The following is a 7,088-nucleotide window of genomic DNA, read 5'->3' as shown; positions in this document are numbered from 1 at the left end:
CCGGCCGCGCGGTCGGCTGGCGCTTTGCGCTGGCGGTGCTGGAGCGCCGCCGCGCGGTCACGGTGCTGCAGACGGTCGCGCTGGCCGTCGGGCTGATGGCGCTGCTGCTGCTGGGCATGACGCGCAACGACCTGATCGACTCGTGGCGCAACGCCACCCCGGCCGACGCGCCGAACCGCTTCATCATCAATATCCAGCCGGACCAGCGCGAGCCGCTGCGCCAGATGCTGGCGCGCGACGGCATCGACGATCTGCTCTATCCGATGGTGCGAGGCCGGCTGACCCATATCGGCGGCGAGCCGGTGCAGGCCGCGCGCTTCGAGGAAGGCCGCGCGCGCAATCTGGTCGAGCGCGAGTTCAACCTGTCCTATACCGATGCGCTGCCCGAGGGCAACCGCGTGGTGGCCGGCCGCTGGTTCGACGGCAAGCGGCCCGAGGCGTCGATGGAGGAGGGCATCGCCAAGACGCTGGGCGTGAAGCTGGGCGATACGCTGCGCTTCGACGTGGCGGGCCAGCAGATCGAGGCGCCGGTGACCTCGCTGCGCAAGCTGGACTGGAGCTCGATGCGCGTCAATTTCTTCGTGATCCTGCCGCCGTCGATGATGCAGGGACTGCCGGAGACCTATATCACCGCCTTCCACCTGAAGCCCGAGCAGGCCTCGCTGGGCAATGCGCTGAGCGCGCGCTTTCCGAACATCACGATCGTCAATACCGAGCTGATCCTGCGGCAGGTGCAGGGCGTGCTCGACCAGGTGATCGCCGCGGTGCAGTTCCTGTTCGCCTTCACGCTGGCCGCCGGGGTCACGGTGCTCTATGCCGCGCTGGCGGGCGCGCGCGACGAGCGCCGCCGCGACGCGGGGCTGCTGAAGGCGCTGGGCGCATCGGCGGCGACCATCAAGCAGACGCAGTACGCCGAATTCCTGGTCGTCGGCGGGCTGGCGGGGCTGCTGGCCAGCATCGGCGCGATCGCGGTCGGCTGGGCGTTGTCGCGCTTCGTGTTCGACTTCTCCTATGTGCTCAATCCGTGGATCGTGCCGGTCGGCGTGGTTTCTGGCATGCTGTGCGCTTTTGCCGGCGGCTGGCTGGGCCTGCGGGACGTGCTGCGCCAGCCGGCGCTCGCGACGCTGCGCGAGGCCTGAGCCGGCAAGCCGATTCCATTTATTCAAACCGCCATGTCCGACGTATCCCGGCAGAATGCCGACACCGCTGCCGAGCAGCAGGCCAATGACAAGGTCACCGGCAGCGCCACCGACAGCGCTACCGATGGCGCTACCGGCGCTACCGAACAGGCGGCGCAGCCCACCGCCTACGAGCTGATCGGCGGCGAGGCGCGCGTGCGCGAGCTGGTCGACCGCTTCTACGACCTGATGGACCTGGAGCCGCAGTTCGCCGGCCTGCGCGCGCTGCATCCGGCGTCGATGGACGGCTCGCGCGACAAGCTGTTCTGGTTCCTGTGCGGCTGGCTGGGCGGGCCTAACCATTTCATCGAGCGCTTCGGCCATCCGCGGCTGCGCGCGCGCCATCTGCCGTTCGAGATCGGCATCAGCGAGCGCGACCAGTGGATGCGCTGCATGGCGATGGCGATGCACGACGTCGGCCTGTCCGAGGACCTGCAGATGCGGCTGCTGCAGGCGCTGTTCCAGACGGCCGACTGGATGCGGAACGTGGCGCGCTGAGTCGCCGGTCTGAGTTGCGGGCCTGAGTTGCCGACCTGAGTTGCCGACCTGAGTTGCCGACCTGAGTTGCCGACCTGAGTTGCTGACTGTTTACTCCCCTCTCCCGCTTGCGGAAGAGGGGGCGGGGGAGAGGGCAAGCGGCGGCGGCCATACCACTGCCGGTTGAACCCACCTCCCTCTCCCCAGCCCTCTCCCCCTGAGGGGGAGAGGGAGTCCTTCATCGCGGGATTCGATTCGGGAAGGAAATTACAAACGATGGACCAGACCAATCACAACAACCTCGCCGCGCGCATCCTGGCCTTCTGGTTCGGCACGCCGGACTCGCCCGACTGGGATCGCGAACGGGCGATGTGGTTCACGCGCAGCGAAGCGTTCGATGCGCGCGTGCGTGAAGAATTCCTGCCGGCATGGGAGGCCGCGCATGCGGGCACCGATGGATGGTCCGCGTTCGTCGAGACCACCGCCGAGCTCGCGCCGGAGACGGTCTGCGCGCGCATCGTGCTGCTCGATCAGTTTCCGCGCAACATGTTCCGCGGCGATCCGCGCAGCTTTGCCACCGATGCGCAGGCGCTGGCGCTGGCCCGGCAGATGGTCGAGCGCGGCGACGACCGCTGCCTGCCGACGCCGTATCACCGGATGTTCTGCTATATGCCGTTCGAGCATGCCGAGGCGCTGGACGCCCAGCACGCGGCGGTCAAACTGATGGCGGCGCTGCGCGAGGACACCGCGGGGCGCGTCGACGTCGTCGAATGGGCCGAGCGCCACCGCGTGGTGATCGAACGCTTCGGCCGCTTCCCGCATCGCAATGCGGTACTGGGCCGGCCCAATACCGACGAGGAAGTCGCCTTCCTGCGCCAGCCGGGCTCGTCCTTCTGAATCCGATCAGGTCTTGTCGCGGGCCTGCTGCCACTTGTCGACGCGCAGCTGCGGCACGTTGGCCAGCGACGAGAGGATGCCGTCCGGCGTGTCGGCCACGCGCAGCAGGCCGGCGTGTTCGGGCTTCAGGAAGCCTTCGCCGACTGCATGGCGCAGGAAGCCGATCATGCCGTCATAGAAGCCGGCGACATTGAGCACGCCGACCGGCTTGGCGTGATAGCCCAGCTGCAGCCAGGTGAAGGTCTCGAACAGTTCCTCGTAGGTGCCGATGCCGCCGGGCATCGCGACGAAAGCGTCGGCGCGGTCGGCCATCATCTGCTTGCGTTCGTGCATGTTGCGCACGACGTGCAGCTCGGTCAGGCCGGCGTGGCCGATCTCCTTGTGCATCAGCGCCTCGGGAATGATGCCGATCGCGGTGCCGCCATGCTCGAGCACCGCATCGGCGACCATGCCCATCAGGCCGACCTTGCCGCCGCCGTAGACCAGCGCCAGGCCCTTGTCGGCCAGCGCGCGGCCCATCGCACGCGCGGCCTGCGCGTATTCCGGGCGGTTGCCGGGGCTCGAACCGCAATAGACGCAAACCGATTTCACTGCTTTCCTTCCTGTCTGGGTTTGGATGGGGGAGTCGATCCCGACGGGGTCGCCGCCTGTGCCTTCTCGGCGGCGAACTCGCGCGCCAGCTGATCGAAGGCCTGGCGCGCATTGCCGCGCAGATAAGGCGCGAGGATCGAGAAGATGTGATAGCTGGCGCTGTGCAGATAGCCGCGGATCTGTTCCGGATCGTTGTACTGGCGCGGATGCTGCACGAACTGGAACGACAGCCAGTAGGTCGCGACCACCACGATATTGGTGCAGATCGCTTCGACCTGGTCGGGCGTCGCCTCCATCTCGCCGTCGTCGAGGAACTGGCGGCAGATCTCCTGCGCGAAGCGCTTCTTCTGCTCGACGATCCGCTTGAAGTTGGTCTCCAGCATCCGGTTGCGGGCCAGCAGATCGTTGATGTCCCGGTACAGGAAGCGATAGTTCCACAGGAACTCGGACATGTACTGCAGATAGCCCCAGCTTTCGCCGAGCGTCGGCTTGTGGTCGTCGGGCAGCTTCAGCCGGCGCTCCATTTCCTGCTCGAAGCGCGCGAAGATCGACGTGATGATGTCGTCCTTGTTGCGGAAGTGGTAGTACAGGTTGCCGGGGCTGATCTCCATCGCCTCGGCGATGGTGGTGGTGGTCACGTTGGGCTCGCCGACCTCGTTGAACAGGCGCAGCGAGACATCGAGGATGCGGTCCCGCGTGCGGCGGGGACCGGTCTGGGGTTTGGATTCCATGAGGCCGGGCAAGCTAGGCAGCCGCGGGCCGCAAACAGACGGACCGGCGCACTGCGAATGGACGGACTGCGATTATATGCAATGGCATCGCATGCGCCCCTGCGGCGCTCCGCCGCCGCGGTCCCCGCTCAGCCGATCAGCGCGCGCAGCCAGCCCACCACGTGCGGGGCGGCGATCGCCAGCCAGGTGCCGCCGCACAGCACCAGCGCCAGCATCACCGCCGCGCTGCCGAAGTCCTTGGCCCGCTTGGACAGGCCGTGCCGCTCCAGCGAGATGCGGTCGACCGCGGCCTCGACGCTGGAGTTCAGCAGCTCGACGATCAGCACCAGCAGCAGCGTGCCGAGCAGCAGGATCCGTTCGACCACGGTCACCGGCAGCAGGAAGGCCAGCGGCGTCAGCACCGCGACCAGCGTCAGCTCCTGCCGGAACGCGCTCTCCTCGAGCACCGCATAGCGCAGGCCGGACAGCGAGTTGACCGCGGCCCGCCAGGCGCGGGCAATGCCGCGGTTGCCCTTGTGGGGGTTGTCTTCAATCGTGTAGTCGCCGTTCTCGCGGGGCAAGGTCGGCTTCGGCACGGAGTTGTCGGAGGGAAGAGGGTGTTTCGCCATGATCTTGTCGGGGGCGCGCGGCCTGGCCGTTCGGCATGCCGTGCAGCGGTCGCAGATGCGCGAGGAACTGTTCGGACGCGGCGCGCCACGAGAAGCGTTCGGCGTGCGCGCGTGCGGTGGCGCGGTCGATGCGCAGCGCTTCGAGGCAGGCCTCGCGCAAATCCTCGTGCATCACGCCGGCGTCGCTGTCGCCCAGCACATCGATCGGGCCGGTGACCGGATAGGCTGCCACCGGCAGACCGCTGGCCAGCGCTTCGAGCAGCACCAGGCCAAAGGTATCGGTGCGGCTCGGGAACACGAAGACATCGGCCGAAGCATACACCTTGGCGAGTTCGGGCTGGCTCAGCACGCCCAGGTAGTTCGCGTTCGGATAGCGGGCCCGCAGCGCGGGCAGCGCCGGGCCGTCGCCGACCACCCATTTCGATCCGGGCAGATCGAGCGACAGGAAGGCCTCGACATTCTTCTCGACGGCGACGCGGCCGACGTAGAGGAAGATCGGGTGGGCGGTGTTCAGCACGTTGACCGGCTGCGGCACGAACACGTCGAGATCGACGCCGCGCGTCCACAGCACCGCATGCTCGATGCCGAAGCGGTGCAGGTCCTGCAGCACCACCGGGGTCGGCGCCATCACTGCCTGGGCCGGACCGTGGAACCAGCGCAGGAAGCGATAGGTCCAGGCCAGCGGAATGCCGAAGCGCGCCTGCACGTATTCGGGAAAGCGGGTGTGGTAGGCGGTGGTGAACGGCAGCTTCTGGCGCACCGCGTGACGGCGTGCCGCCAGGCCGAGCGGGCCTTCGGTGGCGATATGCAGCGCGTCCGGGGCGAACTCGCGGATGCGCCGGCGCACCGCGGCGCCGGGCAGCAGCGACAGGCGGATCTCGGGGTAGGTCGGGCAGGGCACCGTGCGGAATTCGAGCGGCGTCAGCAGTTCCACGGTATGGCCCATCGCCTGCAGTTCGCGGCGGGTCGACTTCAGCGTGCGAACCACGCCGTTGACCTGCGGTTCCCAGGCATCGGTGACGATCAGGATTTTCATGGTGTGTCCTTGCGGCGAAAGCCGCGGTATCGGTTGCCCAGCAGCGGTCGGTCGGAATGCGGCGCGGCGCTACGCCGTCGCCGCGCTCTTGCGCGTGCGGCGCGCGACCGCCGGTGCGGGGTCGCGCAGCGTGGTCCAGTAGACGATCTTCAGCTCGCCCTCGACGGTCTCGACCAGCGCCGACAGGCTCTCGACCCAGTCGCCATCGTTGCAGTAGAGCTGGCCGTCGACCTCGCGGATCTCGGCCTTGTGGATATGGCCGCAGACCACGCCATCGCAGCCGCGCCGGCGCGCTTCCTCGACCATGGCGTGTTCGAACGAGCTGATGTAGTTGACCGCGTTCTTGACCTGGTGCTTCAGGTACTGCGACAGCGACCAGTAGGGAAAGCCCAGCCGCGCGCGGATGCGGTTGAAATGCCGGTTCAGCGCGAGGATCAGCGTGTACAGCGTGTCGCCCAGGTACGCGAGCCAGCGCGCGTGCTGCACGACGCCGTCGAACAGGTCGCCATGGACGACCCACAGGCGCCGGCCGGTGGCGGTCACGTGCACCGCTTCCTCGCGCACCACCACGTCGCCGAAGGCCAGGCCATCGAACTGGCGCGCGACCTCGTCATGGTTGCCCGGGACATAGATGACCTCGGTGCCCTTGCGCGCCTTGCGCAGCAGCTTCTGCACGACGTCGTTGTGGCTCTGCGGCCAGTACCAGCCGCGCCGCAGCTGCCAGCCGTCGATGATGTCGCCGACCAGGTACAGCGTGTCGGACTCGTTGTGCTTGAGGAAATCGAGCAGGTAGTCGGCCTGGCAGCCCGGCGTGCCCAGATGGATATCGGACAGCCAGATTGCGCGGTAGCGCTCGACTTCGGGCGGCTCGGGAGAGGGGGCTGCGGCGGGGACCGGGTCGCGCCGGTCGTGCTGGTCCGGGCGGCCGGTGTCGGCGGGGAAGGCGGTGGCCGGCGCACGGTCCAGGCCGGGCGGCATGAAGGCGGCTGGCATGCCGGGAATGGCGGCCAGCGGCAGCATCGGGTCGGAGCGTCCGCGCAGTCGCTGCGCGGCGCGGGCCAGATGTGCCCGGGCGGAACGGAGTGGACTGACCATGGCGGCCCCGGTGACGGCGATGACTGCATTGAGCCAGCCATCGATGACGGCGCCGTGACGGAAACATGAATGACATGTGACCAACCGTAAAGACGGTGGGCGACCTGCAGGCGCGGCGATGCCGCGGGCCAGCGTTCGATCAGCCGGGGATCAGGAAGCGGCCGCGGCAGGGGCGTGCGCGAGACGGTCCAGCGCTGCCAGCACCGCGTCGACGGCGCGTGCGTCGCGCAGCAGCGAGACATGGCCGATGCCGGCCAGCGCCACGTTGTGGGCGCCGTCGAGCCAGCTGGTTTCGGCCGGGCCGGCGATCGAATCGTGCCAGCTGAAGATCGACACCATCGCGGCGCGGTCGCGCGGGCTTTCGCTGCGCGCCAGCGCCTGCAGCCAGTCGTTGCCGCAGCGCATCTGGCGCGCATTGGCGCCGCTGCCGATGCTGGCCAGCGTGCAGCCGTGGTGCGGCGTGCCCAGCGTGACG

The 7,088-nt window shown here is 68.4% G+C and carries 8 protein-coding genes and 1 pseudogene; 3 read left to right on the top strand and 6 right to left on the bottom strand.

Annotated features, from left to right (window positions below; translation table 11 throughout):
- From B551_RS11215 to B551_RS11205, 3 genes are all read left to right on the top strand, one after another.
- Window positions 1–1,139 (top strand): ABC transporter permease (locus B551_RS11215; RefSeq protein ID WP_023264099.1); only part of this gene is annotated, 1,139 nt, incomplete at its 5' end.
- Between the two features lie 33 nt (window positions 1,140–1,172).
- Entirely contained in the window at window positions 1,173–1,676 is a 504-nt protein-coding gene (locus tag B551_RS11210) for a group II truncated hemoglobin (RefSeq protein ID WP_023264098.1), read from the top strand.
- A 255-nt stretch (window positions 1,677–1,931) separates the two neighbouring features.
- Window positions 1,932–2,552, top strand: coding sequence for a DUF924 family protein (locus B551_RS11205; protein ID WP_006577684.1), 621 nt, complete (start codon window positions 1,932–1,934; stop codon window positions 2,550–2,552).
- A gap of 6 nt (window positions 2,553–2,558) precedes the next feature.
- Here B551_RS11205 and B551_RS11200 read toward each other — a convergent pair whose 3' ends face one another.
- From B551_RS11200 to B551_RS26530, 6 genes and pseudogenes are all read right to left on the bottom strand, one after another.
- Complete coding sequence (locus tag B551_RS11200; RefSeq protein WP_006577683.1) at window positions 2,559–3,143, bottom strand: TIGR00730 family Rossman fold protein; 585 nt, start codon at window positions 3,141–3,143, stop codon at window positions 2,559–2,561.
- Window positions 3,140–3,874: a TetR/AcrR family transcriptional regulator gene (locus tag B551_RS11195; protein ID WP_006577682.1), complete on the bottom strand. Its 735-nt coding sequence runs from the start codon at window positions 3,872–3,874 to the stop codon at window positions 3,140–3,142. Before B551_RS11195 ends, B551_RS11200 begins: the two co-directional genes overlap by 4 nt.
- A gap of 128 nt (window positions 3,875–4,002) precedes the next feature.
- Window positions 4,003–4,482, bottom strand: a complete 480-nt coding sequence (locus tag B551_RS11190) for a diacylglycerol kinase (RefSeq protein WP_082928248.1) — start codon at window positions 4,480–4,482, stop codon at window positions 4,003–4,005.
- Window positions 4,403–5,518 carry a glycosyltransferase family 1 protein gene (locus tag B551_RS11185; protein WP_006577680.1) on the bottom strand — a complete coding sequence of 372 codons (1,116 nt, stop codon included), beginning with the start codon at window positions 5,516–5,518 and terminating at the stop codon, window positions 4,403–4,405. The genes B551_RS11190 and B551_RS11185 overlap by 80 nt, the downstream gene beginning before the upstream one ends.
- 69 nt (window positions 5,519–5,587) lie before the next feature.
- Window positions 5,588–6,613 carry a UDP-2,3-diacylglucosamine diphosphatase gene (locus tag B551_RS11180; RefSeq protein ID WP_023264096.1) on the bottom strand — a complete coding sequence of 342 codons (1,026 nt, stop codon included), beginning with the start codon at window positions 6,611–6,613 and terminating at the stop codon, window positions 5,588–5,590.
- A 150-nt stretch (window positions 6,614–6,763) separates the two neighbouring features.
- A pseudogene (locus tag B551_RS26530) lies at window positions 6,764–7,088 on the bottom strand (acetyltransferase); the annotation flags it as partial.

This window comes from Cupriavidus sp. HPC(L), assembly GCF_000307735.3.
Lineage (GTDB): Bacteria > Pseudomonadota > Gammaproteobacteria > Burkholderiales > Burkholderiaceae > Cupriavidus.
The sequence above is the reverse complement of the archived record's forward strand: the minus strand, read 5'-3'. Positions and strand labels throughout refer to the sequence as shown.